Here is a 26,218-nt window from a genome sequence, read left to right on the forward strand (position 1 = left end):
ATGCTCAGTCGTATTACTCAGCGTCAACTGGAGTATTTCGTCGCGTCGGGAGAGGCGGGCAGCATCAGTGCTGCGGCCGAACGCATTCATGTGTCGTCGCCGTCGATCTCGGCGGCGATCACCCATATGGAAGCTGAGTTGGGCATCCAGTTGTTTATCCGCCACCACGCCCAGGGCATTTCCCTCACGGCGGTGGGGCGTCTGGTGATGCTGGAGGCCAAGCAGATCCTGGAGCAGATGAGCAACCTCTACACCATCGCTTCGGAGTCACTGAACACCGTGCGCGGGCCATTGCGGGTCGGATGCCTGGAGTCGCTGGCGCCGATGATCACGCCGGAATTGGTATTCGGTTTCGGCCGTGCGTTCCCCGGTGTGCGCTTGACCCAGGCCGAAGGCAATCATGAGGAACTGCTGGAAAAACTGCGCAGTGGCGAACTGGATATCGCCCTGACCTACGACCTGGTGACCAGTCCGGATATCGACTTCCAACCCCTCGCGCACCTGCCGCCGTATGTGATGGTGGGCGAGTATCACCCGCTGGCGAGCTTGCCCGCGGTCAGCATGCAAGACCTCGAGGCCTACCCGGTGGTGCTGCTGGATACGCCCTGGAGCCGCGACTATTTCCTCAGCCTGTTCATCCAGGCGGGCACCACGCCGAACATCATCATGCGTTCCACCAACCTCGAAACGGTGCGCGCCATGGTCGGCAATGGCATTGGCTATTCGTTTGCGAACGCGCGGCCCAAATCGAATATGTCCCAGGACGGCAAACGCGTGATCCGCCTGCGCCTGGCCGGTACACATCGGCCGATGAAGCTGGGTTACGCCACGGCGAGCAACACCCAGTTGTCCCGTGTGGTGTCGGCGTTTGCCGAACGCTGCCGCATGTTTGTCTCCGACCAGTACATCCCCGGCATGGCGCCGCCGAGCTTTTTTGACCCGCATGCGGTGCGGGTGTTGAGTGATGTGAGCTGAGATTGCACCAATAGATGGCGTGGGCGGGGAGGCGAATTCAGACGCGCACCATTTCGGCCAGTGCATGCTCTCTCCAGAACACAGCAGGGCAAATGTGGGAGCGGGCTTGCCCTCTCCCACAGTGGATTTTTGCTTCGCTCAGGACTGCATAGGTTCTGCCTACCCAGTGCCCCGGCTTTTACGAATTGACCCCAAGACCCCGCCGCCACGACTCTCATCCCATCGAGGCAGACCCACTTCATTTTTTGCAAGGCGCAGCGACGATGACATTCGACTGGAATTACATGTTTGGTTTGCTGGCTGATGCCGAGTTCTGGCGTGCGACGTGGACGGTGATCAAGCTCAGTACCCTGACCTGGGTGTTGAGCATCGGCCTGGGCTTTCTGCTGGCGCTGGCCAAGCAGTCCAAGCATGGCCTGCTGAGCGTGCCGGCGCGGGGGTATATCTGGTTGTTCCGCAGCCTGCCGCTGTTGGTGCTGCTGATCTTTATCTACAACTTGCCCCAGGCATTGCCGGGCACCTCGGCGGTGCTGGCCGACCCGTTCTGGTCCGGCTTGTTGGCGCTGGTGATCTGCGAAACGGCGTATGTGGCCGAGATCCATCGCGGTGGCTTGCTCTCGATTCCCAAGGGCCAAGGCGAAGCGGCGCGGGCGTTGGGGCTGAGGTTTTTCGGTACCCAATGGCGCGTGGTGATCCCCCAGGCGCTGCGTGTGGCGTTGCCGTCGCTGGCCAACGAATACATTTCCATCGTCAAGCTCACCTCGTTGGTGTCGGTGATCTCTCTGACCGAGATCCTGATGGTCGGCCAGCGCCTGTACTCGCAGAACTTCCTGGTGATCGAAACCATGGCGGCGGTGGCGTTCTTCTATGTGTTTATCGTCACGGTGTTCGACTTTTTGCTCAAACGCCTGGAGCGCTTTCTCGACGTCAACCAGCGCAATGTCTCCCGCGTGCCGGATGCACACGTGCTGGCCTTGGCTACCCAACAGCGCACCGCCCTGCAACGCCCGGAAAGTAACGGCGCAGCGGCGCTGCAAGCCTCGCGGTTGCACAAGGCCTACAACGACATCGAGGTGCTGGGTTCGGTCAACCTGCTGATTCAGCCGGGTGAAGTGGTGTCGGTAATCGGCCCGTCGGGCTCCGGCAAGACCACGCTGATCCGCCTGCTCAACGGCCTCGAGCAACTGGACAATGGTGAGGTTCATATCAATGGCCTGCCGTTCATTCACCTGAACAAGGTGGGCGCGCAAAAGCCCCAGTACATCGAGCACGCCGAGCATCGCCTGAACATCGGCATGGTGTTCCAGAGCTTCAACCTGTTCCCGCATTTGAGCGTGCTCGACAACCTGCTGATGGCGCCGAAGTACCACCGCCTGGGTCGCACCGACGCGCTCAAGCAACAGGCATACGCGCTGCTGCACAAGGTCGGCATGCTCGACCATGCCTGGAAGTACCCGCACCAGTTGTCCGGCGGCCAGCAGCAACGCGTGGCCATCGCCCGCGCCTTGATGATGCGCCCGCAAATCATGCTGTTCGACGAGCCCACCTCGGCCCTTGACCCGGAGAAAGTCAATGAAGTGCTGCAGGTGATCGAAGCCCTGGCCGGGGAGGGCATCACCATGGTGATCGTCACGCACGAGATGAATTTCGCGTTCAAGGTCTCTGATCGGATCGTGTTTATGGAGAAGGGGCGTGTGGTCTGCGATGACACGCCCGAGGTGTTGCGCCGCGGCCAGAACCCACGCGTGGAGGCGTTCCTCAAGGACGTCTCGCTGGCGTGATCTCTTTAACGTTCAGGAAAAAACAACATGATTGAGCAAGCACACATCGAACAATTCCAGCGCGACGGCTTCCTGGTGGTAGAAGGCGTGTTGTCGCTGGACGAAGTGGCCGCGCTGCAGCATGACTTCGACCAGTGGGTAGAAGAGAGCCGCAGCCATGACCAAGGCTGGGGCGCCACCGTGGATGGCCGCGCGCGCTTTGACCTGGAGGGTGACCACCGCGCCGATCACCCGTCGTTGCGCCGGGTGAGTTCGCCCACCGAGATTTCCCCGGCGTATCAGCGCGTGGCGTTGCACTCGCGCATGGCGGCGATTTCCGCGCAATTGGTCGGCGCCAGCGGCGCGCGTTTTCACCATAGCAAGATCAACTCGAAACTGCCCCACACCGCCACACAGGTGAAGTGGCACCAGGACTTCCTGTTCACGCCCCACAGCAACGACGACATCGTCACCGCGTTGCTGATGGTCAGTGAAGTGACCCCGCAGAACGGCCCGCTGAATGTGATCCCCGGTAGCCACAAAGGCCCGCTGTGGTCGCACTGGCAGGATCAGCGTTTCACCGGTTCGGTGGACGATGCCGTGGTCGCGCAACACTGCCAGCATCCGGTCGCCTGCTACGGCCCGGCCGGTTCCGTGTGCTTTATGCACACGCGTCTTTTGCATGCTTCCAGCCCTAATGAGACCGAACTGCCGCGCACCCTGTTCATCAGCGTCTATGCCGCTGAAGACGCGCTGCCATTCGGCGAAAACCCGTTGCCCAGTACACACGCCGGCCTGCTGGTGGCCGGTGAAGAAAGTGGCTTGGTGCGTTCCACCAACAACCATATGCGCCTGCCACAGAAACCCCGTGGTGCGTCGTTCTTCGTGCAACAGGCCGGACAAGATTCTGCCACTGCCTAACCTCCTAAAACCTTGCGGGTAATGACCATGACAGCGTTTCGTAACAGTGTTCGCCCCCTTGCCGTGTGCCTGCTGGGCGCTGCGGTTGCAATGACCTCGTTGGCGGCTTCGGCGTTCCAGCAGGAAGGCAAGATCATCGCCGGTTCCGACGTGACTTTCTTCCCCTATGAGTACATGGATAACAACAAGCCTGCGGGCTTTGATATCGAGTTCATGGACGGCCTGGGCAAGGTCATGGGCCGCAAGGTCGAGACCCTCGACACGCGCTTCCCCAACTTGATCACCGGCCTGCAAGCCGGGCGTTTCGATGTGACCAACTCGTCGATGTACATCACCGCCGAGCGGGTCAAGGTCATCGACATGATCCCTTACCTCAAGAGCGGCGAATCGATCCTGGCCCTCAAGGACAGCGCTTTCCAGCCCAAGACTCCGGAAGAGTTCTGCGGCCACAAGATCGGCTCCATGGGCGCTACCTCGTGGCTGGCGCAGATGAACAAGCTGTCGGCCGAGTACTGCGTGGCCAAGGGTTTGAAGCCGATCCTGATCAGCGAATACAGCACTGACCCACAAACCACCCAGGCCCTGTTGGCCCACGCGGTGGAAGCGCAAATTACCGACGCCGCCGTGGCCCGCGGTGTGATCGACAAGCTCGGTAGCCGCGTGGTGATTTCCTCCGACACCCTGATCTATCCGGTGCTGAACGGCTTCGGTGTGAAGAAGGGCAATGACACGGTGAAGCAAGCCTTGCTCGACGGTCTGGAGAAATACCGCGCCACGCCTGAATACGCGGCCTTGCTGAAGAAGTACAACTTCGAGGCGCCGACTGAGGCCGACCTCGCGGCGCTGATGCCGAAGTAACCCTACCGCGCGGCCGCAGCCTTGCGGTCGCGCTCAGAGGAGTCCGATCCATGGCGTTATCCCTCGAAGAACAGACACGCATCGACCTGGCGGCGACCTTTCGCATCATCGCCCACCTAGGCATGCATGAAGCGGTGGCCAACCACTTCAGCGCCGCGGTGTCGGCCGATGGCAAACAGTTTTTGCTCAACCCGAAGTGGAAGCACTTCTCGCGTATTCGCGCCAGCGACCTGGTGTTGTTGAACGCGGACGATCCCGCCTGTGCCGACAACCAAAATGTGGATTCGACGGCCTGGTCGATCCATGGGCAGATCCATCGGCTGCTGCCGCACACCCGCGCCGTGCTGCATTTGCACCCGGTGTACACCACCGCGGTGGCGTGCCTGGCCACGCCGCATATCCCGCCGATCGACCAGAACACCGCACGCTATTTCAACCGCGTGGCGGTGGATGAACTCTACGGCGGCATGGCCGATACGGAGGCGGAAGGCGCGCGCCTGGCCGGCCTGCTTGATGGCAAAACCCGGCTGTTGATGGGTAACCACGGCGTGATGGTGACCGCTGCGTCCATCGGTGAAGCCTTTGACGATATCTGGACCCTGGAACGCTCTTGCCAGATCCTCGTGACGGCCTGGTCCACCGGGCAGCCGCTGCGGTTGTTGTCCGATGAAGTGGCGGAGAAAACTGCGCGGAGTTGGGAAGGCATCGCGGATTTCTCACGCCGGCATTTTGAACAAATGAAGCAAATGATGATCGACGCCGACCCCTCGGTACTCGATTGAGGAACGCCCATGACCTTTTCCGTTGTCGCCCGCTGCGCCGAGACCGGCCAGTTGGGCATTGCGATCAGCTCGTCGAGCATTGCCGTGGGGGCGCGTTGCCCCTGGCTGCGTGCGGGTGTGGGCGCGGTAGCGTCGCAGAACATCACCTTGCCGAGCCTGGGGCCGCAAGTGCTGGATTTATTGGAGCAGGGCATGGCGCCGAGTGAGGCGCTGGCGGCAGTGTTCGCAGGGCAGGAGCACAGTGATTATCGCCAGGTGACGGTGATTGACCGCCAAGGCCGTACCGCGCACTTCAGCGGTGCGCAGACCTTGGGGATTCACGCGGCGGTCAGTGGTGAACAGTGTGTGGCGGCGGGGAATATGCTGGCCAATCCAGGCGTGATTGGCGCCATGGTGCGGGCTTTCGAACAGGCCTCGGGGCACCTTGCCGACCGACTGCTGGCGGCGATGCACACGGCGGTGGCTGAAGGCGGCGAGGCGGGGCCAGTGCATTCGGCGGCGCTGCTGGTGGTCGACGACGTGCTCTGGCCCATCGTCAACCTGCGCGTCGATTGGGCGGATAAAGACCCTATCGGCACGCTCGACAAACTCTGGCAGGCCTATCGCCCGCAATTGCAGGACTACATCGACCGCGCCCTCAACCCGCACATTGCTCCCGGCTATGCGGTACCAGGGGATGACCGATGACCAGCAGTCGCGACCTGCTGGCGCAACTGGTGCGCTTCGACACCACCAGTCGCGAATCCAACCTGGCCTTGATCGACTGTGTGCGCACCTATTTGCAGGACCACGGTGTGACCTGCGAGCTGGTCTACAACGAACACAAGAGCAAGGCCAACCTGCTGGCGACCATCGGCCCGGCTGATGTGCCCGGCATCGTGTTGTCCGGGCATACCGATGTGGTGCCGGTGGACGGCCAGCGCTGGAGCGTGGCGCCGTTCGAGCTGACGGAGAAAGGCGGCAAGTTGTACGGGCGTGGTACCGCCGATATGAAGGGCTATATCGCCTGCGTGTTGGCGTTGGTGCCGGCGTTGGTACAGGCGCCGCTGCGTATGCCGGTGCATATCGCGCTGTCCTATGACGAAGAGGTGGGTTGCCTCGGCGTGCGTTCGTTGCTTGAGCGTTTTCATGGGCAGGCGGTCAAGCCGTTGCTGTGTGTGATCGGCGAACCCACCGAACTCAAGCCGGTGCTCGGCCACAAGGGCAAGTTGGCGATGCGTTGTGACGTGCATGGCGCGGCCTGCCATTCGGCGTATGCGCCGTCCGGGGTGAATGCCATCGAATATGCCGCGCGGTTGATCGGTGAGCTGGTGCGGCTCGGCGAGTCACTCAAGGCACCGCGGCATCTGGATGAACGTTTTGATCCGCCGTTTTCCACGGTTCAGACCGGACTGGTCAACGGCGGCAAGGCGTTGAATATCGTCCCGCAGAATTGCACGTTTGATTTTGAAGTGCGCGCGCTGCCAGCCCAGGATCCCTGGCAGGTGGCGCAGCAGTTACGCGCCTATGCCGAACAGACTCTGCTGCCCGCGATGCAGGCGGTGAACGGGCAGTGCGCGATCAGTATCAGCGAGCTGTCCAGCTACCCGGGGCTGGCGACTTCTCTGGACAGCCAGGCCGCCGGATGGATCGCGCAGTTTTGTGGCTCGCGAGACTTCGGCACGGTTGCGTTTGGCACCGAGGGCGGGTTGTTTGATCAAGCTGGCATTCCCACCGTGGTGTGCGGGCCGGGCAGCATGGAGCAGGGGCATAAGCCGGATGAATTTATCAGCGTGGAACAACTGGAGGCCTGTGACCGAATGCTGGAGCGGGTGCTTGCGTTCGTGCGCCCGTAGGCGGCGGGGGGAAATCGCGAGAGCCTGTATAAAACGCTGAAAGGCGGTTCTAAAACGCGCTATGAGACGATTCAGAAACTGATGCTGTCGTTAGGCGTGGAACTGACGGTGCAGCCGATTGCGGCGGTGGCAAGCAAGAAAACCGCCAGAGCAAAGCGGGCTGCGGCCGGTAAACCCTGCCACGTGGTTTAGCGAGCGACCACAACCCTGAAAACACCGAGGCCCCCTGTGGGAGGGGGCTTGCTCCCGATAGCGGAGTGTCAGTCGATACATTTCTGGCTGATACACCGCAATCGGGAGCAAGCCCCCTCCCACATTGGATTGATTGTGTTTTGGTGGTCGGGCCTCCCTTAGAACCCAGCTCTTCAGCGCACCAGGCAAGGCTGCTTGTTGTTAAAACTCCACCCCGGAATCAAAAATTGCATCGCCACGCTGTCATCCCGTGCGCCAAGGCCCATGCCTTTGTACACCTCGTGGGCCTTGGCCACGGCGTTCATGTCGATGTCCACGCCCAGGCCAGGCTTGGCGGGTACCTTCACATAACCGCCTTCGATTTTCAGCGGCTCCTTGGTCAGGCGTTGGCCGTCCTGCCAGATCCAGTGGGTGTCGATGGCGGTGATGTCGCCCGGTGCGGCGGCGGCCACTTGGGTGAACATCGCCAGGGAAATGTCGAAGTGGTTGTTGGAGTGCGATCCCCAAGTCAGGCCCCAGTCGTTGCACATCTGCGCCACGCGCACGGAGCCCTGCATGGTCCAGAAGTGTGGATCGGCCAGGGGGATGTCCACCGATTGCAACTGGATCGCGTGGCCCATTTCGCGCCAGTCGGTGGCGATCATGTTGGTGGCGGTTTTCAGGCCCGTGGCGCGACGGAATTCAGCCATGACTTCGCGGCCCGAGTAACCATTTTCGGCGCCGCAGGGGTCTTCGGCGTAGGCGAGCACGTGGTGTTGATCGCGGCATAGGCGGATGGCTTCTTTGAGCGACCAGGCGCCGTTCGGGTCCAGCGTGATGCGTGCATCGGGGAAGCGTTCGGCGAGGGCGGTGACGGCTTCGATTTCTTCGTCGCCGCTTAAAACGCCGCCCTTGAGTTTGAAGTCGTTAAAGCCGTATTTGGCTTTGGCGGCTTCGGCCAGGCGCACCACGGCTTCGGCGGTCAGGGCTTTTTCATGGCGCAGGCGGAACCACTCGTCGTCACTGTCCGCCTCGTTGCGGTAGGCCAGGTCGGTGGCGTTGCGGTCGCCCACATAGAACAGATAGCCGAGCATCTTCACCGCGTCACGCTGCTGGCCCTCGCCGAGCAATGCGGCCACCGGCACTTCGAGGAACTGCCCCAGCAGGTCGAGCAGGGCGGCCTCCATCGCGGTGACGGCATGGATGGTGATGCGCAGGTCAAAGGTTTGCAGGCCACGACCAGCCGAATCCCGTGAGGCAAACGTGCTGCGCATTTGGTTGAGGATGCGTTGGTATTGGCCGATGGGTTGGCCGATCACCAGGCTGCGGGCGTCTTCCAGGGTTTCGCGGATGCGTTCGCCACCGGGCACTTCACCAACGCCGGTGTTGCCCGAGCTGTCCTTGAGAATCACGATGTTGCGGGTAAAAAACGGCCCGTGGGCGCCGCTGAGGTTGAGCAGCATGCTGTCGTGGCCGGCGACGGGGATGACCTGGAAGTGGGTGACGACTGGAGTATTCATGGCAAATTCCTAAAGAGGCTCAAAGAGGTTTGCTGAGGGCCGCGCCGGTTGGCGCTACGTCTGGCGACGTCAATGGGGCAGAGGGCGCGGTCTTGGCGAAAAACACCAGGATCGCCGCCAGCACTGAGGTACCGGCCAGGCCGTAGAGGCCGCCTTGGATCGAGCCGGTGGTCTGCTCCAGAAAGCCGAAAGTGGTCGGCGCAACGAAGCCGCCCAGGTTGCCGATGGAGTTGATCAGCGCGATCACGGCAGCGGCAATGCGTACATCCAGATAACCCTGGGGGATCGGCCAGAACAGCGAAGACGCCGACTTGAACCCGATGGCCGCAAAGCAGATCGCCACAAAGGCAAACACTGGCCCGCCGGTGGTGGACATGAACATGCCGGCCGCTGCAATCAACAGCGCCGCCGCGACCCAGGCCTGTTGGAACTTGAACTTTCCCGACAGCGATGCGAAGGCATACATGGCGATGATCGAGATCAGCCACGGAATCGAGTTGAAGAAGCCCACCTGCACATCACTCAAGTCGCCCATCTTTTTGATGATGCTCGGCAGCCAGAATGTCGCCGCGTAAATGGTCAGTTGGATGCAGAAGTACAGGCCGCAGAACAGCAGGATCTGGCGGTCCTTGAGCAGCTTGCCAAGGGTCGGTTTGACGCTGGTCAGCGCCTCACGCTGGCGTTGCTCCTCGTCGATGGCGCCGACCAGTGCGTCCTGTTCTTCGCGAGTCATCCATTTGGCGTCGTGGGGCTTGGAGTCCAGCCAGAACCACACGAAGAAACCGATCACCACCGAGGCCAGGCCTTCGATGGCGAACATCCATTGCCAACCGTGGAAGCCAAAGCCTTCGATCTGCAATAGCACACCCGACAGCGGGCCAGAGATCAACGAGGCCACCGCCGAGCCGCTGAGGAAAATCGCAATGGCTTTACCGCGCTCTGCGCCCGGCAACCAGCGTGTGAAGTAGTAGATCACTCCTGGGAAGAAGCCGGCTTCGGCCACGCCCAGCAGAAAGCGCAGGATGTAGAAGTGGGTTTCGTTTTGGATGAAGGCCATCATCGTCGCGACGATGCCCCAGGTGAACATGATGCGGGTCAGCCAGATACGCGCGCCGACCTTTTGCAGCAGCATGTTGGAGGGCACTTCGAACAGGGCATAACCGATGAAGAACAGCCCGGCACCGAACCCATAGGCCGCTGCGCCGATGCCCAAGTCGTGCTCCATGTGCGTGCGCACAAAGCCGATATTGACCCGGTCGATGTAGTTGAGGATGAACATGATCACGAACAGTGGGAGCACATGGCTCTTCACTTTGCGCACGGCGCGCGCGAGGACCGGATCACTGTGTGGAGCGGCAGATGCATGGCTTGAATTGTTCACAATTCAAAACTCCCCCTGATTATTTTTATGCGGGTTTGCGTGTTTTGTTGATAGACATCATACAAGTGGATTTCTGGAATTCGCAATCCAGTGATTGATGTTTTTGTGTTTATAAGGTCGTTGCTGGAATGATTTTTTTGTTATTAGCCAATGTTTATTGAGGTTTTGTCCGGGTTTTAGGCGTTGAAATGCCACCGTATTGAAGGTGACGGTAACCGTCGAGCGAGTCCGCCATCAGATTGGATGTCATACAAGCTGGATGGTTTTTCAATCAACCTCGGCGGCGTCCTTTGTCTGGGTGTTAAGCTCGCTCCAGCCCAACCCCGTGGACTTGCAGTAATGCCCAATGAAACCCCAACCCCCGTGCGTAAACGCTCCACCAACCTGGCCCAGGGCGTGGTCGACGCCCTGACCCAGCGCATCCTGCTCGGTCAGTTGAAACCCGGCGAAAAGCTGCCGTCGGAATCCACCATCGTGCTGGAGCATGGCGTCAGCCGGACGGTGGTGCGCGAGGCGCTATCCAAGTTGCAGGCTTCGGGGCTGGTAGAGACGCGTCACGGCATCGGCACCTTTGTGCTGGAGCAGAGCGCCCAACAAGGCTTGCGCCTGCATGTGGACACGGTCGCCAGCGTGCGCAACATGTTGGAACTGCGCCTGGGCCTGGAGGTGCAAGCGGTGGCGCTGGCTGCACTGCGTCGCACCGATGCTCAACTGGCCCACATGCGCGAAGCACTGGACGACTACCAGGCCTCTCTCGCCAACAACGACAGCTGCGTGGAAGAGGACAAACGCTTCCACCAACAGATCGCCGAAGCCACCGGCAATACCTTCTTCACCGAAATCATGTTGCACCTGGGTAACGCGATGATTCCGCGCACTCAGGTGAAGGTGGACGAACGTGGCGGGGCGGACTTTGCCAAACTCGGGCAATTGGCGAACCTGGAGCATGAGGCGATTTTCAATGCGATCAAACGCCAGGATCCGGACGCCGCACGCGCCGCCATGGTGTTGCATCTGACTAACAGCCGGGATCGATTTTCCGGGGAATGATAAGGAACACAGGTTGAACGAACACACCTTGTCCATGCGCCTGGAGCGCGTGGCAGCGCATGTGCCGAATGGCGCGCGTCTGGCCGATATCGGCTCGGACCATGCCTATCTGCCGGTGGCGTTAGTGCGCCGTGGCGTGATCGACGCGGCGCTGGCGGGAGAGGTCGCGACCACACCGTTCCAGGCAGCCGAACGGACCGTGCGCTCCAATGGCCTGGAGCAGCAGATTACTGTGCGCCTGGCCGATGGCTTGGCGGCCATCGAAGCGCGTGACGGCATTACAGCCATCAGCCTCTGCGGCATGGGCGGCGAGACGATCCGCGACATCCTTGAGGCCGGCAAAGCCCACCTGAGCGGCGCTGAGCGGCTGATCCTGCAACCCAATGGCGGTGAGCAACCGCTGCGCCTTTGGTTAATGCGCAATGGCTATCGCATCGTCAGCGAAGAGCTGTTGCATGAAAACCGCTTTTACTACGAAATCATCGTCGCTGAGCGCGCAGACCCTGTGGTGTATACCGCCGAACAACTGTTCTTCGGCCCGTTACTGATGCAGGCCCGTAGCCCGGTGTTTTTGGGCAAGTGGCAGCGCGCGTTACGCCTGAAGCAGAAGACCTTGGCTGCCTTTGAGCGTGCGCAGGCGGTGCCCGAGGCGAAGCTCCAAGAGATTAGCCAGCAGATCCGGTGGATGCTCACACTGCTGGCTTGATACACACCCATTCAACCGTGATAAATCAGGAACCCCGCAATGGCAGACGCTACCGACCACGCCTTCTACGATCGCGCCGACGCGCACATCGAACTGTCGAACGAACAGCTGAAAACCTTCGAAGACCTCGGCCAAGTCAGCGCTTCAATGATGTTCGGCACGACGCGGTTCAACGCCTGGGCGTGCGCACGCAACTTCAAGTCCGGTGAGCACATGGCCGAGGAGCGCGAGGCGATGCTCAAGTATTTCTGTGATCAGTATCGGTTGATGCTTGAGGACAATCTGGACGATCACATCAAGAACTTCAGTCGCTACATGCAGGCCAAATAGTCATTGCTCACTGCCTCTCACATAAAGCGCGGCGCCCTTCAAGTTTGGCTGGTTTGCTGCCGATAGGATGCCTGTGAATAAAGGTGTTCTGGACTGCACCTGGGCCAGTCGTCTCCGGCGGTTACAGCAGTCTTGCCAACACTGAGTGCTTTTGCCCCATTTTCGAGCACTCCATCGGCTCCAAAAGCGTGCCGCCCGCCCTGTTTCAGGGCTGTTGGTCAGCGGCCCGTATCTTGCTAGAGCCAAGCTAATCAATGACATGGCACTTTGCCGTTAGTCATTTCACGGCTTGGCCCACCGTGCACCACGTGGGTTGTTTGAGGGAGTAGTCGGACATGCACAGCTTGTTATCACCCGGTATCCGCCTGCTCGGACGTATGGGGTTTGCGCGCAAATTCCAAGTGTTGTTTTTCCTGTTCATGCTGCCCCTGGCTGGGAGCCTCTGGATGATCGGCCAGGACTATCGCGATAAATTAGGCGTGATTTCCACCGAGCAGTCCGGCGTGCGCCAACTGTTGGCCCTGGATGCACTGGACGGTCAATTGACGGCTCAGCGCAACCTGGCCGCGCGTTGGAAAGCGGCGGACATCCTGCACGCGCCGACGCCGGCGGCGAAGGCGGCGATGGACAAGGTCGATACGAATTTCCCGCTGATCCAGCAAAGCCTGCAAGCCTTGGGCGATGAGCTCAAAGCGCAGAACGCCAGCGCCGACATCCTCGCGCGCTACGAGGCGTTGCAGGCCACCGTCAAAGGCATGGACTCCGCTTCGCTGCGCACCGTGGGTTGGTGGCCGGATGGCTACGACCGTTTCACCTCGGCGCTGAGCGCGATGCAAACCCTGCGCGAACAGATCACCCTGGACGCCGGGCTGATCCTCGATCCCTGGCTGGAAACCTACATGCTCATGCAGATGGGCACACAGCAGACGCCAGACCTGATCGAGCGTATCGGTCGTATGGCGGGCGTCGGGCAGTCGTCCATTGCTTCGGGGCAGTTCACCTTGCAAAGCCGTTTGCAGATGCGCGACCTGCGCAGCCGCATTGGCGACGCGCGCGACCAGTTGGCCAAGGCGGCGGCTGCGCTCAAGGCCAAGCAATTCGACGGCATGGAGCCCTGGACTGCGCAGTACGACAACAGCCTGCAACTGTTGGATAACGAGCTTAAAGTGCTGGACGACGGCGTCTTCGGCGGCACCATCAAGCTCGATACCGCCGGTTTCGAGCGCAGTGTCGACGCCATGCTCGGTTCGCTCAGCGCACTGCGTGTGCAGTCGCTGACCTCCCTGGACGAGCGCTTGAGCTACTACCACCGCAACGCGAACGAACGCTTCATTCCTCTGGCGATGACCTTCGGCGTGCTGGCCCTGGCCGCGCTGTACCTGTTCATGTGCCTGCAAGCCTCCATACAGCGCAGCGCAAGAGGCATCACCACCCTGGCCGAATCCTTGCGCGACGGTAACCTGTGCGTCGAAGTGGCGGTGGAAGGGCGGGACGAGCTGGCACTGATCAGCACCGCGCTGAACGTGGCGGTGGTGCAATTGCGCACCAGCCTGCTGGGGGTCAACCACGAAACCCAGCAGCTCGGCTCAGCGGTCCTCACCCTCAATTCGCAATCGGGCAGTACCCTCAGCGAAGTCGAAGACCAGCAGCATCAAATCAGCCAGATCGCCGCCGCCGCTACGCAGTTGGCCGCGACGTCCATGGGCGTCGCCAGAAGCTGTGAACAAGCGTCGGGCAGTGCCCAGCAAACACGACGCATCGCCGAAGACAGCAGCCGCGACAGCCAACGCACCACGGCCAGCATCCAGCAACTCAACCAACGCCTTACCGATACGGCTGATGCTTTGCAGCAAGTCAGTCAGCAGGGGCAGCAGATTCAGTCGGTGGTCGACACGATTCGCGGCATTGCCGAGCAGACCAACCTGCTCGCACTCAACGCGGCCATCGAAGCAGCTCGCGCCGGCGAGCAGGGCAGGGGCTTTGCGGTGGTGGCCGATGAAGTGCGCAGTCTGTCCCAACGCACCCAGGCCTCCACGGCGCAGATCGCCGGCACCGTCGACAGCCTGCGCGCGACCGTGAGCCAGGCCGTTACGCTGATGGGCGCCGCGTGCGAGCAAGCATTGACCGACGCCGAGTCCGTCACCGGCCTGGGCACGCGCTTGGGCGAGATTGCCGGCGCGGTGCAGAACGTCACCGACACCCTGGCGCAAATCGCCACAGCGGTGGAAGAGCAAGCGGCGACGGCGGACGAAGTGAGCGGCAACATCCAGCAAGTCGATCAGGCGGCAGGACGTTTGCTGGATGGCGCGCGAGCGGTCAACCGGGCGGCGGACACCTTGAGCAAGGGCAGCCAGGCGTTGAGTGACAACACCGCGCGGTTTCGTTTGAGCTGAGTGCTATTTGGCTGCGGTGCGCAGGACTTCAATCCACAGCGCACCTTTGCCTGAAGCCGCCTCACCCACGCGTTTCAACGCACCTGCGCCGCTGATCGCGTAGGTACCGACCTTGTCGCTTTTCTCGCCGGTCACCAGCAACCATTGGCCATTGGGAGAGAAGGCGATATTGCGCGGTTGTTTCTCTTCGACCGGGTAGTTGTCGAGAAACGTCAGGCCACCCGTAGCCGCATCCACCGCAAACGCCGACACCGAGCTGCTGGTGCGCTCGCTCATCAGCAGTAGGGTGCCATCTGGGGACAAACGCAGGTCGGCGGCCCAGATGCGTGGCGTCGGGTCGTCCTTCAAATCATTGTTGCGCGCGTCCCGTACTTCGCCGTGGGCCAGTTTCAAACGCGCTGGAATGCCATTGGCTACGCCGATCTGCGTCAGCGCGCCGGTGCTGTCGTCAATGGAAAATGCAGTGACGGTGCCGCTCATTTCGCCGACCACATACAGGTATTTACCGTTGGCTGAAAACGCCAAGTGCCGAGGCCCGGTGTTGGCCGGCACGCTCACGTAGCCGGTGCCGATCGGCGTGAGTGCGCCGGTGTTTGCCTCGAAGCGATATTGCAGCACGTGGTCGTTGCCCAAGTTGCCGGCGTAGGCAAAGCGATTGCTGGGGTCGGTGCGTAGGGAGTGCGCGTGGGGGCCGGTCTTGTAGGTGAGGATCGGCTCGGGCTTATCGACGGGCTGCACACTGAGGGTGTCGGCCCCGTAAGAGGCCGCGAGCAGATAACGTCCGGCGCGGTCGGTGGCCAGGTAGGCCATGCTTTCTGCCAGCGGGGCCTTGGAGCGTGGCGTCAACCGCCCGCTGGCTGGATCAATACTGAAGCTCTGCACTTGAAACGGCTTGACCCGCAGCGCGGCATACAAGGTTTTACCGTCGGGGCTCAGGGCCATCGGGTTGACCTGATCACCGGCTGTTACCTGGTCAACCAGGCTCAACGCGCCGTTGCTCTCGTCCAGCCGGTACTGGGAAATCAAGCCATCGCCGGGGCTGGAAATGTACGCGAAGGTCGCAGCGTTGGCGTGTGCACTGAGTCCGCAGGCAATGGCGGCTGCCATGAGGAGGGGTTTATTCACGAGTGAGCCTTTATTGTTATGTTTGTGATCAGTCATCGTATGACTGTATTTCTGTCTCCGCAATAGTTGGTTTTTGGGCTCACTTGGCTGTGTCTCTTGCGACGCGCCGGTATGCCTGACCCACAGGGTTACATGTGGTCAACAAGTGACAGTTGCTCGTCCCCTGCGGCGCGCTAGCGTTAAGTCTCTTCAGGCATTTCACGTAGAGCAGCGGATGCGCCCCACACCTCAATCACACCGTCTGCGTCACGGCCGTTACTCGGAACACGGTCGCAGCTACCTCATCACCGCCGTGGTTCATCAGCGCCAGCGCTTATTCACTGACCTTTACCTGGGTCGCCTGCTGGTTGCCGAATTCCGGCAGGCTCATGAACTGGGACTGGTCGATTCACTGGCCTGGGTCGTCATGCCTGACCACATTCACTGGTTGTTTGAGTTGAAGCAAAAGGCGTTGGCAGACGTGGTGCGACGTATTAAGTCGCGCAGTACGCTGGTCATTAACCAGCGTCGTCAAAGTAAAGAGCGTGTTTGGCAACCCGGCTATCACGATAGGGCAGTGCGTGCGGACGATGATCTTCGCAAGATGGCGCGTTACATCATTGCCAACCCTCTACGAGCCGGCCTGGTGGAGCGGGTGGGGGATTATTCGTTGTGGGATGCGGCGTGGCTATGAATAAGAGGGGCGAACTCCTGTGTTTGGCAGACTTCCCTGGTGAGCAGGTTTTTGTGGTGGGCAGGCTTCTCTGGTGAGCAGGTTTCTGTAGTGAGCAGGCTTCTTATGGTGAGCAGTGGCTTTTGTGGTGAGCGGGCTTGCCCCGCGCTGGGCTGCGAAGCAGCCCCAAAACCTGCCAGCGCGATCTACCTGACGAAACGCGGTGTTCTTGATGGGGCCGCTTCGCAGCCCAGCGCGGGGCAAGCCCGCTCACCACAAAAAAAGCTTGCCTGCCACGCGTTACATCATTGCCAACCCTTTACGAGCCGGTCTGGTGGAGCGGGTGGGGGATTATTCGTTGTGGGATGCGGCGTGGCTATGAAGAAGAGGGGCGAACTCCTGTGTTTGGCAGACTTCCCTGGTGAGCAGGTTTTTGTGGTGAGCAGGCTTCTCTGGTGAGCCGGTTTCTGTAGTGAGCAGGCTTCTTACGGTGAGCAGTGGCTTTTGTGGTGAGCGGGCTTGCCCCGCGCTGGGCTGCGAAGCAGCCCTAAAACCTGCCAGCGCGATCTACCTGACGAAACGCGGTGTTCTTGATGGGGCCGCTTCGCAGCCCAGCGCGGGGCAAGCCCGCTCACCACAAAAAGCTTTCTTGCCACCCACAAGCAGGCTGATCACAAAAAGCTCACTTGCCACCTAAGAACAGGCGAACTCCTGTGTTTGGCAGGCTTCTTACGGTGAGCAGTGGCTTTTGTGGTGAGCGGGCTTGCCCCGCGCTGGGCTGCGAAGCAGCCCCAAAACCTGCCAGCGCGATCTACCTGACGAAACGCGGTGTTCTTGATAGGGCCGCTTCGCAGCCCAGCGCGGGGCAAGCCCGCTCACTACAAAAAGCTTAGTTGCCACCTACAGCAGGCTGACCACAAAAAGCTTATGTGCCACCTACACGCAGGCTGACCAAAAAAAGCCCGCACATCACAAGAGCGGACGTGCTTTGCGCTGCTGTTCCTTCTTGCCGATTCAGGAACCTTCAGGGCCCACAGGGCTCACTTGTTAGGTCGCCCTGTTTCATTGCCGAAAGGAATCCGCATGCTGTCAGCCTCGCCAGCCATTCCCCAGTACGCCCCCGTCGAACGCGAACTCAGCCTGCGTGCCGTCGTCACCGGCACCGTGCTCGGTATTTTGCTCACACCATCCAATGTGTACGCCGGCTTGAAGATCGGCTGGTCGTTCAACATGTCGATCATCGCCCTGCTGGCGGGTTATGCGATCTGGCAAGGCTTGGCTAAGCGTTCCACCGAGCAACTGCCGTGGACCTTGCATGAGAGCAATATCAACCAGACCGTCGCCTCGGCCGCCGCTTCGATCATCTCTGGCGGTTTGGTGGCGCCGATTCCGGCCTACACCTTGTTGACCGGCAACCAGTTAGACGCGTTGCCGATGATCGCCTGGGTGTTCTCGGTGAGTTTCCTGGGCATTTGGATCGCCTGGTACCTGCGCCCCTCGTTGCTCAATGACAAGGCGCTGAAGTTCCCCGAAGGCATGGCCACCCTGGAAACCCTGCTGCACATCTACAACCACGGACGCGAAGCCGCGACACGATTGAAGGTGCTGCTCAGCGCCGCGTTGCTGTCCGGATTGGTGAAGTGGGTGGACACCTTCATGTGGGCCTTTCCGCGCTGGTCGCCGACAGCCCCGTTGGAGCGTCTGACCTTTACCGCCGATCCTTCGCTGTTGCTGCTGGGGTTCGGCGGCATTATCGGTATTCGCGTCGGCCTGACTCTGCTGCTCGGCGCCTTGATTGCGTGGGGTGGCCTGGGCCCGTGGCTGCTGGCACAGAACCTGGTGACGTTGCCGGCAGACAGCAGCGGCCCGCAATTCGCTGCATTGGTGGAATGGTTGCTGTGGCCCGGTGTGAGCCTGATGGTGTGTTCCACCTTGGCCTCGCTGACGATTCGTTTGTGGGCGTTGCGCTCCTCCACGAAAGCTGACGGCGGCAAGATGTGCAGCGTGCCCAAGCCCGGGCCGGCCGCTGGTTTTATCCTGTCGATAGGCTTGGTAGTCAGCCTGCAAGCGCTGTTGTTCGGCATCAATCTGTGGATGGCATTGCTGACCATTCCTCTGGCGATCTGCCTCGCGGCCGTCGCCGCCCGCGTGGTGGGTGCCACCGGTATTCCGCCGATTGGCGCCATCGGGCAATTGTCCCAACTGAGCTTCGGCATCGTTGCTCCCGGCCAGGTGCCGATCAACCTGATGAGCGCCAACACCGCTGGCGGCTCGGCGGGGCAATGTACGGACTTGATGAACGATTTCAAGGTGGGCAAAGCGATTGGTGCTACGCCGCACAAACAAGTGATCGCGCAGATCCTGGGGATTTTCATCGGCAGCATCGTTGGCGTGTTTGCGTACCTGGCGCTGATTCCGGATCCGCAGTCCATGCTGCTTACCGAAGAGTGGCCGGCGCCCGCGGTGGCGACGTGGAAAGCCGTGGCGCAAACCCTGACCCACGGGCTGGATTCATTGTCGACGAGCATCCGCTGGGCGATTGCCATTGGCGGCGGTGCAGGCGTGTTGTTGGGCGTGCTCGACAGCCTGTTGCCGGCCCATCGTTCCCGCTACTTGCCGAGTGCCGCCGCGTTGGGGTTGGCTTTTGTCCTGCCGGCTTCGGTGTCGTTGATGATGGCGATGGGCGCGGTGCTCACCTGGTTGGTGAGTTGCCGTTGGCCAAGTATCACTGAGCGCTTTGCGATTACCGCAGCGGCGGGGTTGATTGCCGGGGAGAGCATTACCGGGGTGGGCGCATCGTTGTGGCAGATGGTGGGCTAGTCGCACACCCACCGTGCCCGGGTTTACTTAGTGGGCAAATGCATACTCGCCGCCCTGTTCCAGCGCCTGGCGATACGCCGGCCGCGCCTGGAGCCGCTGCACCCACGCTGACAGGTGCGGGTACGCCTGCAACTTGCCCTGGGCCTTGGCGATTTCGCCGATGAAACTCATCTGGATGTCTGCCCCGCTCAGCTCATCACCCAGCAGATACGGCGCGTGCCCCAGCGCATCGTTGAGATAGCCCAAATAGTTGGCGACCTCGGATTCGATGCGTGGATGCAACGGTGCACCGGCATCCCCCAGGCGTCCCACGTAGAGGTTAAGCATCAGCGGCAACATGGCCGAACCTTCGGCGAAATGCAGCCATTGCACGTATTTATCGTAGTCGGCCGAGGCAGGATCGGGTTGCAGGCGGCCGTCGCCATGGCGGCGGATCAGGTAGTCGACGATGGCGCCGGATTCGATCACCACATTGGCACCGTCTTCAATCACCGGGGACTTGCCCAGGGCGTTGATTGCCTTGAGTTCAGGCGGTGCGAGGTTGGTCTTTGGGTCGCGCTGGTAACGCTTGATTTCGTAGGGCAGGCCAAGCTCTTCCAGCAGCCACAGGATGCGCTGCGAGCGTGAGTTGTTGAGGTGGTGAACAATGATCATGGGAACTCCACGGGGCAGGGGGTGTGCATCAACAGACCGCTGGGCTGGCGCAGAGTGCCCCAGATCCCAGCGTCCTGGCGTTGGGCTGATCAGCGCACGACATCCAGCGCGGTGTATTGATTCACGTAGTGGAACCGGCTCGACGTCGACTCCAGCGTCAGGGCCACGCCCAAGTCCTCGATAAACGCACGCGAGGTCTTGTAGTCGCCCTGGTCGCACTCAAGCTTGATGGCGTCGCCGGTCAAGGAGGCAAACACCTGGCGCGCCGGGAAGCGCTCACCCACCTTGCAGATCAATGAGGTGTCGGTGGGGGTGTCGGTGGGCTTGGCGGGGACGTTCAGCATCTGCATGTCTGCGCGCAGGATCTGGCCAGGGGCCCAACTGCTCGGCACTTTCAACTCGACTGCGAGGGTTTGCAGCACTCGCCCATCGCCGACGCCGTTCATCTTCGACTTCAACTGGATCAAGTCGGCGAGCACCAGGCGATCGACGTTGAAGGCGTTGCCGTACACCTCATTCTTCTTCAGCAAGCCGCCGTCGGCGGTGAAGGTGACCGAGGTCGGACTGTCCTGGCTGCCGTCGCCTTTCTTGGACAGGTAGGAGTAGCTCAACCTCTTGAATTTCGGCTGCAACAGCGGCGAATCGAGGCGTTGGAGCACGCTGGCAGGTACGTCGACATCGTTGATGCTGGTTTCTACCACGGTACGCGGGTAGTCAACCGGCGCAATGTCCGGCCGCAGCCAGGCCAGCAGCGCAGCATCGACGCCGCCCTGTACCGAGCAACTGACGCGTGTTTGCTCGCCATCGGGTTCGACGATCAGCACGCGCTCAACGTTGCGCGTGCCCGGTGCCTTGCCCGGTTGCGGTTTGATCGCCTGCCAGCGGTCGCCGACCTTGAGTTCACTGCGAATATAAGACCCGTCGATTTTTTGCAGCCGCGCGGGCACGTCCAGCAGTGGTGCCAGGTGCTGGGCTACCTCGTCCACACCGCCTTGCACGACAAAACCCCAGTAATAGTAGCGTCCCAACTGATCGAGGTCGGCGGCCTCGTCGGCGTACGACAACAGCTTCAGGCCTGCGATGGGCGGCGCGCTGACGGGCACCTGATTGGCTTGGCGGTCGGCACGGTTTTTAACGGCGATCCAGGTGAAGTCCTTGTCCTGCTTGAGCGGCGCATAGGCCTGCCACGCGGCACGGTGCGTGTTCAGGCTGCTGAAGAAGGTCGCGTCGCAGCGCGTGAAGGCCTTGAGCGTCTCGGTCAATGCGGCGTCGTCGGCGTGGGCGATGGCGGGCAGCAACAGGGCAGAAGCGAGAAGCAGGGCGGGCGACTTCATTGAGCGGGATTTCCGTATCGGGGCAGGAGGAGGGCATTATCCAGAGATTACGAGGCAGCCACTAGCGTTGCAGGCGCACACGCCAATCGCCACCGTGCTGGCGCTGGCATTCCTCTTCAGAGTCAAAACGCACACAGCGGTCAACCTGTACGGGCGCTACCTCGGCGTCATCCAGCGCCGCAGCGGTCAATTCACGCATGCGCTGGTCGACACCGGTCGCAAGGGCGTGGTCCTTGTTGGCGTGCGTATCGAACACCCAGATCACCCGCAGGCTTTGGGGAAAGGCTGTGTAATCGACAATGTGGGTCAACCATTCGAAGCCGGGGATTTCGGCTTTGGCGGTTTCGCAGGCGTCGGTCAGGGTGGCGACGAGTCGGCGCTCAATGCGGGCGCTGTCGCGTTTGGTCGGTGGCATAAGGGCTCCGGGGGGCGCAGGAAAAACAAACAATGGCGCGACAATGGCAGAACCTAGGGCCCTTTTCCACGTCCAACCTCGCGACATTCACGTCTGAAGGATATGGAATCCGTGACCAAAGCTTTTGCCGCTCTTGCCTTTCTCCTCCTCGGCGCTTGCACGCAGTACCGCTACATCCACCCTGAAACCCCACAGGGCCAGCAGTGCGTGGCCGAGCTGGATGCCAACGTCAACGCCTGCGAACAGCGCGCAAAAGACAGCGCCGAGGGCCAGCGCGTGTTGGATGAGGCGCAAAGAAACAGCTACCAAACGTGCACTCATCAATTTTCGTCGAGCGCCTCGAACCCCGATCCGTGCTCCGGTTTGAAGCCGAGCAGCGTGGCGTCTGTGCAAAGCAACACCTGTCGTGAAGGCTATACCGACAAGTTCATCGCCTGCGGCGGACGGCTGGAAGAGATCAAGGACAAATAACCCGCAATGGACCAAAAAACCCAACTGATCCTACTCGCAGAGCAGGCCACCGAGGACCTGTTCCGCTGGAGTCGTTTTGTCGCCCATACCGAATTTCTGTGGCAGGACATCACCCTGGTCACCGACGCTGACGCTTGGCAACGCCAGTGGTTTGAGCTGGAAATCGTCAACGGCCTGGCGTTATCTGAGTGGGAAGAAGACGGCCGACCGAATGATTGGTCGGCGCGCTGGTGTGAAGGCTATCAGCAGGAGGCGGTTGAGTTGGTGAATGAGCTACTGGGGTTGCTGGGGGCGGCGACGTTTCAGATCCACTGATCATTCTCGGCAGTGCGCTCACCCCCTTCATGCCCGGTGTTCAGGATGCCGCGTGGTTCGATCATCATCAGCTTGGCTTCGCCGTCGGCCGCCGTCCTGTGTTCGACGCCACGGGGCACCACGTACAGCTCGCCCGGAGCCACATACACCGGGCCATCCGGGAGGTCGATACGCAAAGTGCCTTCAAGCACCAGAAAGGCCTCATCGGTTTCCGGATGCGAGTGCCAGATGAATTCGCCTTCGATCCGCACGACCTTGAACTGGTAGTCGTTCATTTGCGCGACCACTCGCGGGCTCCACAGTTGATCGATGAGCGATGCTTTTTGGGTGAGATTTACCGGGTGCTGGGCCATGGTGGATCCTCGGGTGGAATGAGAGATCCAAGGCTACTCACGTTGCGGGTCAGTGGGCTTGTACGATCCTGCAAGGGCAACCATCAAGCTGTCAGGCACGAATGGGGAGCGCCAAGCCAAACAGCACAAAAAAACCACCACAGACTTTATTGAACCGGCGCCCGGTCCTCGCCAACCAAGGCCTGACCCGGTGCGCCGCGCTGGCGACCAGATACTCAACCACAAACTCCACCCCGGCGTAGGTCAGTGCGATGGCGGCCGTCTGGGCGATCAGGCTCCTGTGCGGATCCAGGAACGGTGGGATAAACGCGGTAAACAGCAGCAACGCCTTGGGATTTGAAAGGGCCGATACCAGGCCTTGGCGCAACAGTGACCAACCGCTGAAGCCAGCCGTATCGGCAGTCTCAAGCGTCATCGGCGCAGCCCGCCACAGTCCGAAGCCCAGCCAGATCAGGTACAGCCCCCCGGCCACCTTCAGCGCGTTGAACCACGCGGACGACGCCTGAATCAGTGCGCCCAGGCCCAGCGCGCAAAACGAAAGCACCACCGCAAAACCGAGCACTCCGCCGGTGATGGTGAACAGCGTTTTGCGGCGCCCGTGAATGGCACCATGGGTCAGCACCAATAACGCATTGGGCCCCGGCACGACCGCGATACCGCAGCAGGTAAACACATAGAGCAACCAGGTCTCGAATGGCATGTTCAAATCCCGCAGTGGTGATTCAGGCGAATCATCATTAGGGCTGGGCGACTATCCTGAAAAGCGCATAATTCACATCGTAGTCATTCGATTAACGCATAGAGGTAGCCCCATGCTCGCCAGCGATCTGCAGATTGATTGGCTCAAGTGCTTCGTGGCGGTGGTGGATGCTGGTTCGCTGTCGGGCGCAGCGCACGAGGTGAACCGATCCCAGTCCGCCGTCAGTATGCAGATGAAAAAGCTTGAAGCCGCGCTTGGACGGCAACTGCTGAACCGTGGTCCGCGCCACCTGCAACTGACCGCTGATGGCCAGACGCTGCTGGGCTATGCCCGCCGCCTGCTCGCCCTGCATGCTGAAACCCAGGCGGCTTTTCATGGGGAAGCATTGACCGGTCGCATCCGCCTGGGCGTCGCCGAGGACTACGCGGCCAAGTACCTCACGCCGCTGCTCAAGCGCTTTGCACCGCGCTACGCAGGCGTGGACATAGAGCTGACCTGTGAACAGTCGACCACCTTGATCCCGCGTGTGCGAAGCGGCGATCTTGACCTTGCACTGGTGTCCAGGGACTCGCCGCAAAGCGGCACGTTTCTGTTCAAGGAACCCATGGTGTGGGTGGGCTCACCGCAGTTCGAACTGTGGCGTCGAGAGCCGGTGCCCATCGCTGTTTACGAAAGTGAAAGCCTGGCTCGGCGTTATGCGGTGGACTCACTGACCCGACAGGGCCGCCAATTCAAAGTGGTCTACAACAGCTCAAGCCTCGCTGGCCAAGTGGCCGCCGTCGAAGGTGGACTGGCAATTGCCGCGATCACTCAGTGCAGCGTGCCGGCATCGCTGCAGGTCTTGGGCAGTGAGCAGGGGTTGGGGAACATTGCGCCGATGGAGGTTTCGATCTTGCGCAGCCGAGCTTCTCGCGGGTCCAACGCCGTCAATGGTCTTCACGCGTTCATCATCAGTGCGCTGAGAGGCTAGGCGGGTCATTGAGCTAAAGGTTGCTCCAGCACCGTCGATAACCTTGAGGAACCCGCCAATCATGGACCGATTAAATGGCTCTCTCCGTCAGCTCCGCCTATCCCTCGCCGGCCAACGTCACCCTTGCGCCTTCCAACCAGACGCTTACGCCCCAGCCGCTGACGGATGTCGCCAAGGAAGCCCTGGCAAACGCCGCGCCAGCCGCCATCTACCATCCCAGTGAAGACACCAGCACCACGTCGAAACCACTGGAGGTCGTCGACGTCTGGGTGGGTCGCTCTGAATCGCCGGAGTACCCTCGGTTCGCCGAAATCTTCAAAGGTGCGCACAACACGTTGAAAGCCTCTTTCCAGGCCTTCCAGTCAACTCTGTCGACTACCGCGCCCGACCTTGCCAGCAAAAAATACGGCTTCACCGTCGACGCTGACGGCAGTCTGAAAGTGCTCAATACCGCCGGCCAGCTCAACAGCTCGGACACCCAGCGGCTCACGGATCTGCTCAACAAATCCCTGGGTCTCAAAACCGCAGCCGTCGCCTACCGAGATGCTGCCATCGACATGACGGACGCCAGCTCGCCCTGGTCCGGCAGCGTCATGGGTTACTACAGCCTGACCCAGGAAAACTTCGCCAGCTCCCTTGATCTGGCGCCGCTGTTCAAAGACACGCACAGCATGGTCCCTGCAGAGTTCAGGGATGCGAAGTTTTTGACGCAGTTGGCCTATAAGGGTGAGCGGGCGACTCAGGAGACGGAAGCGGCGATGTATGAGCGGCGTGCGGCGCAGCGGTTCAGTGCGCAGGCGTGAGTCGCTTGGGGTTTTTTTGGTGAGGTGCTTTTTTGGTGCGCTGATCTCTCATGGTAAACGGGCTTTCTGTGGTGATCGAACTTTGTGTGTTGAGTAGGCTCTCTGTGGTGAGCGGGCTTGCCCCGCGCTGGGCTGCGAAGCAGCCCTAAAACCAGGCACTGCGGTTTTTCTGAGAAATTGGGGTGGCCTTATTGGGGCCGCTTCGCAGCCCAGCGCGGGGCAAGCCCGCTCACCACAAGAAGCCCGCTTACCACAGGAAAGCCCGCTCACTACAAGAAGCCTGTACATCACAGGAGAGCCCGCTCACCCTCCTGACCGACTTGGATGAAGTCGGCCCAATTCATAGCCAGGGAAAACCCAAGATGCGTGGCGCACTCGTTAACAGTCTGATGCTTCTCACCATGGCGATATCCGTCGCCGGATGCACCACCTACGCGTCCAAGCCAATCATCAACGACCGCGTTGAAGCCGCCAAAACCGAAAGCATCCCAAGCTTCACTTATGAAGTTGACGCGCCCTGGAAAGACAGCCGCTTCGGCAAGCGCGCCTACCAGGCCACACAAGAAATAATCCCGGCGGCGCAAGACATCAGCTCAGCACCGCTCGCGTCGTCGCGCCCTGTATTAGCCATAAAAATCTCGGAGTTTTCATCGGGCGGCGCGTGTACGCAGGAGTACCTGACGGGCTTGAGTCTTGGCTTGATTCCCAGCTGGTGTACCCGGCCGAAACTGTTCACGTTTCAGTTCATGCTCAATGGCAATAACGGCGTGTGCAGGCAGAAAACCTATTCAATCAGTGCCCAGACGTTTTCACATATCACCGCGATTCCATTTGCCATGCTCGATACCCGGGACCAGCCACTCACGCTGTATCAGGCAGCGCTGAAAGACTTCCTCCAGCCAGCACAATGCGCGACGCCCTGAC

At 60.8% G+C, this 26,218-nt stretch carries 26 protein-coding genes and 2 pseudogenes; 20 read left to right on the forward strand and 8 right to left on the reverse strand.

What is annotated here, in order from left to right:
* The 8 genes and pseudogenes from ACKZ62_RS08975 to ACKZ62_RS09010 all read left to right on the forward strand — a co-directional run.
* Positions 1-975 (forward strand): LysR family transcriptional regulator, encoded by a 975-nt coding sequence (locus ACKZ62_RS08975; RefSeq protein ID WP_032885896.1) that lies wholly within the window; start codon positions 1-3, stop codon positions 973-975.
* Positions 976-1,238: 263 nt separating this feature from the next.
* Entirely contained in the window at positions 1,239-2,756 is a 1,518-nt protein-coding gene (locus ACKZ62_RS08980; RefSeq protein ID WP_099603097.1) for an amino acid ABC transporter permease/ATP-binding protein, read from the forward strand.
* Between the two features lie 27 nt (positions 2,757-2,783).
* Positions 2,784-3,656 (forward strand): phytanoyl-CoA dioxygenase family protein, encoded by an 873-nt coding sequence (locus ACKZ62_RS08985; protein ID WP_032885895.1) that lies wholly within the window; start codon positions 2,784-2,786, stop codon positions 3,654-3,656.
* A gap of 27 nt (positions 3,657-3,683) precedes the next feature.
* Positions 3,684-4,514, forward strand: a complete 831-nt coding sequence (locus ACKZ62_RS08990) for an ABC transporter substrate-binding protein (protein WP_095185651.1) — start codon at positions 3,684-3,686, stop codon at positions 4,512-4,514.
* Positions 4,515-4,564: 50 nt separating this feature from the next.
* On the forward strand, positions 4,565-5,296 hold the full coding sequence (locus ACKZ62_RS08995) for a class II aldolase and adducin N-terminal domain-containing protein (RefSeq protein WP_447096555.1): 732 nt from the start codon (positions 4,565-4,567) through the stop codon (positions 5,294-5,296).
* Positions 5,297-5,305: 9 nt separating this feature from the next.
* On the forward strand, positions 5,306-5,983 hold the full coding sequence (locus ACKZ62_RS09000) for a DUF1028 domain-containing protein (protein WP_032885893.1): 678 nt from the start codon (positions 5,306-5,308) through the stop codon (positions 5,981-5,983).
* Complete coding sequence (gene argE, locus ACKZ62_RS09005; protein ID WP_032885892.1) at positions 5,980-7,131, forward strand: acetylornithine deacetylase; 1,152 nt, start codon at positions 5,980-5,982, stop codon at positions 7,129-7,131. Before ACKZ62_RS09000 ends, argE begins: the two co-directional genes overlap by 4 nt.
* Positions 7,132-7,323 (forward strand): annotated as a pseudogene (locus ACKZ62_RS09010) (addiction module antidote protein); the annotation flags it as partial. It abuts the gene before it with no gap.
* A gap of 173 nt (positions 7,324-7,496) precedes the next feature.
* Here ACKZ62_RS09010 and gudD read toward each other — a convergent pair.
* On the reverse strand, positions 7,497-8,822 hold the full coding sequence (gene gudD / locus ACKZ62_RS09015; protein WP_447096556.1) for a glucarate dehydratase: 1,326 nt from the start codon (positions 8,820-8,822) through the stop codon (positions 7,497-7,499).
* 19 nt (positions 8,823-8,841) lie between these two features.
* On the reverse strand, positions 8,842-10,203 hold the full coding sequence (locus ACKZ62_RS09020) for an MFS transporter (RefSeq protein ID WP_447096557.1): 1,362 nt from the start codon (positions 10,201-10,203) through the stop codon (positions 8,842-8,844).
* 339 nt (positions 10,204-10,542) lie between these two features.
* Here ACKZ62_RS09020 and ACKZ62_RS09025 point away from each other — a divergent pair, with 339 nt between their 5' ends.
* The 4 genes from ACKZ62_RS09025 to ACKZ62_RS09040 all read left to right on the forward strand — a co-directional run bounded on the left by ACKZ62_RS09025 (position 10,543) and on the right by ACKZ62_RS09040 (position 14,682).
* On the forward strand, positions 10,543-11,253 hold the full coding sequence (locus ACKZ62_RS09025; protein WP_032885889.1) for a FadR/GntR family transcriptional regulator: 711 nt from the start codon (positions 10,543-10,545) through the stop codon (positions 11,251-11,253).
* A 13-nt stretch (positions 11,254-11,266) separates the two neighbouring features.
* Entirely contained in the window at positions 11,267-11,959 is a 693-nt protein-coding gene (locus ACKZ62_RS09030; protein WP_447096558.1) for a tRNA (adenine(22)-N(1))-methyltransferase, read from the forward strand.
* Between the two features lie 39 nt (positions 11,960-11,998).
* The gene (locus tag ACKZ62_RS09035; protein ID WP_032885886.1) at positions 11,999-12,289 is read left to right on the forward strand and encodes a DUF3144 domain-containing protein; all 291 of its coding nucleotides are present in this window, start codon (positions 11,999-12,001) and stop codon (positions 12,287-12,289) included.
* Between the two features lie 335 nt (positions 12,290-12,624).
* Complete coding sequence (locus tag ACKZ62_RS09040; RefSeq protein ID WP_032885884.1) at positions 12,625-14,682, forward strand: methyl-accepting chemotaxis protein; 2,058 nt, start codon at positions 12,625-12,627, stop codon at positions 14,680-14,682.
* A 3-nt stretch (positions 14,683-14,685) separates the two neighbouring features.
* Here ACKZ62_RS09040 and ACKZ62_RS09045 read toward each other — a convergent pair whose 3' ends face one another.
* Entirely contained in the window at positions 14,686-15,807 is a 1,122-nt protein-coding gene (locus ACKZ62_RS09045) for a beta-propeller fold lactonase family protein (protein ID WP_181640378.1), read from the reverse strand.
* A 214-nt stretch (positions 15,808-16,021) separates the two neighbouring features.
* Here ACKZ62_RS09045 and ACKZ62_RS09050 point away from each other — a divergent pair, with 214 nt between their 5' ends.
* The 3 genes and pseudogenes from ACKZ62_RS09050 (at position 16,022) to ACKZ62_RS09060 (ending at position 19,279) form a co-directional block, all read left to right on the forward strand.
* Entirely contained in the window at positions 16,022-16,480 is a 459-nt protein-coding gene (locus tag ACKZ62_RS09050; protein ID WP_032885881.1) for an REP-associated tyrosine transposase, read from the forward strand.
* Positions 16,481-16,751: 271 nt separating this feature from the next.
* A pseudogene (locus ACKZ62_RS09055) lies at positions 16,752-16,841 on the forward strand (REP-associated tyrosine transposase); the annotation flags it as partial.
* 701 nt (positions 16,842-17,542) lie between these two features.
* A complete protein-coding gene (locus tag ACKZ62_RS09060) occupies positions 17,543-19,279 on the forward strand; it encodes an OPT family oligopeptide transporter (protein WP_447096559.1) in 1,737 nt (578 codons plus the stop codon).
* Between the two features lie 27 nt (positions 19,280-19,306).
* Here ACKZ62_RS09060 and ACKZ62_RS09065 read toward each other — a convergent pair whose 3' ends face one another.
* The 3 genes from ACKZ62_RS09065 to ACKZ62_RS09075 all read right to left on the reverse strand — a co-directional run bounded on the left by ACKZ62_RS09065 (position 19,307) and on the right by ACKZ62_RS09075 (position 21,682).
* Positions 19,307-19,933, reverse strand: a complete 627-nt coding sequence (locus ACKZ62_RS09065) for a glutathione S-transferase family protein (protein WP_447096560.1) — start codon at positions 19,931-19,933, stop codon at positions 19,307-19,309.
* A gap of 89 nt (positions 19,934-20,022) precedes the next feature.
* Positions 20,023-21,267 carry a hypothetical protein gene (locus ACKZ62_RS09070; protein ID WP_447096561.1) on the reverse strand — a complete coding sequence of 415 codons (1,245 nt, stop codon included), beginning with the start codon at positions 21,265-21,267 and terminating at the stop codon, positions 20,023-20,025.
* 61 nt (positions 21,268-21,328) lie between these two features.
* A complete protein-coding gene (locus ACKZ62_RS09075; RefSeq protein ID WP_447096562.1) occupies positions 21,329-21,682 on the reverse strand; it encodes a hypothetical protein in 354 nt (117 codons plus the stop codon).
* 111 nt (positions 21,683-21,793) lie between these two features.
* On the opposite strand from ACKZ62_RS09075, the gene ACKZ62_RS09080 reads away from it, so the two are divergent.
* Positions 21,794-22,153 (forward strand): hypothetical protein, encoded by a 360-nt coding sequence (locus tag ACKZ62_RS09080; RefSeq protein ID WP_164440520.1) that lies wholly within the window; start codon positions 21,794-21,796, stop codon positions 22,151-22,153.
* Between the two features lie 6 nt (positions 22,154-22,159).
* Entirely contained in the window at positions 22,160-22,468 is a 309-nt protein-coding gene (locus ACKZ62_RS09085; RefSeq protein WP_181640374.1) for a hypothetical protein, read from the forward strand.
* Here ACKZ62_RS09085 and ACKZ62_RS09090 read toward each other — a convergent pair.
* Positions 22,456-22,821, reverse strand: coding sequence for a cupin domain-containing protein (locus tag ACKZ62_RS09090; RefSeq protein WP_032885870.1), 366 nt, complete (start codon positions 22,819-22,821; stop codon positions 22,456-22,458). The two genes, ACKZ62_RS09085 and ACKZ62_RS09090, sit on opposite strands and share 13 nt — an antisense overlap.
* 91 nt (positions 22,822-22,912) lie before the next feature.
* Positions 22,913-23,521 carry a LysE family translocator gene (locus ACKZ62_RS09095; RefSeq protein ID WP_032885869.1) on the reverse strand — a complete coding sequence of 203 codons (609 nt, stop codon included), beginning with the start codon at positions 23,519-23,521 and terminating at the stop codon, positions 22,913-22,915.
* 112 nt (positions 23,522-23,633) lie between these two features.
* Here ACKZ62_RS09095 and ACKZ62_RS09100 point away from each other — a divergent pair, with 112 nt between their 5' ends.
* The 3 genes from ACKZ62_RS09100 to ACKZ62_RS09110 all read left to right on the forward strand — a co-directional run bounded on the left by ACKZ62_RS09100 (position 23,634) and on the right by ACKZ62_RS09110 (position 26,217).
* Complete coding sequence (locus ACKZ62_RS09100; protein ID WP_122764651.1) at positions 23,634-24,491, forward strand: LysR family transcriptional regulator; 858 nt, start codon at positions 23,634-23,636, stop codon at positions 24,489-24,491.
* 74 nt (positions 24,492-24,565) lie between these two features.
* Positions 24,566-25,294, forward strand: a complete 729-nt coding sequence (locus ACKZ62_RS09105; RefSeq protein WP_032885867.1) for a hypothetical protein — start codon at positions 24,566-24,568, stop codon at positions 25,292-25,294.
* Between the two features lie 362 nt (positions 25,295-25,656).
* On the forward strand, positions 25,657-26,217 hold the full coding sequence (locus ACKZ62_RS09110) for a hypothetical protein (RefSeq protein ID WP_447096563.1): 561 nt from the start codon (positions 25,657-25,659) through the stop codon (positions 26,215-26,217).
* Position 26,218 lies beyond the last annotated feature (1 nt).

The organism is Pseudomonas sivasensis, from assembly GCF_052938085.1.